This is a genomic window from Tritonibacter sp. SIMBA_163, assembly GCF_046535935.1.
Taxonomy (GTDB): domain Bacteria; phylum Pseudomonadota; class Alphaproteobacteria; order Rhodobacterales; family Rhodobacteraceae; genus Epibacterium; species Epibacterium scottomollicae.
In genome coordinates this window covers 1-233 of the sequence record NZ_JAWJBP010001409.1, presented here as the reverse complement: position 1 = coordinate 233, position 233 = coordinate 1, and the positions used below count along the sequence as shown (strand labels likewise).

General features: G+C 56.2%; 1 protein-coding gene. It reads left to right on the top strand.

The genetic code is table 11. The features are described 5' to 3' along the window. Positions 1–233, top strand: a 233-nt coding sequence (locus tag R0J92_RS26930; RefSeq protein WP_411053939.1) for an ATP-binding cassette domain-containing protein, incomplete at both ends; no start/stop codon positions are given.

Genomic DNA, 233 nt, shown 5'->3' with positions numbered 1-233 from the left:
ACCGCAGACCAGCAATATTTTCACATCCATGACGGTAGAAGAGAATCTGGAAATGGGGGCGTTCATCCTCACGGATGATTTCTCCGACACGATGGAGCAGGTCTATCACCTGGTTCCGATCTTGAAGGACAAGCGCTATCAGGCAGCGGGCGAGCTGTCAGGTGGTCACCGTCAGCAGGTAGCCGTGGGCCGCGCGCTGATGACCAAGCCCAAGGTTCTGATGCTCGATGAGC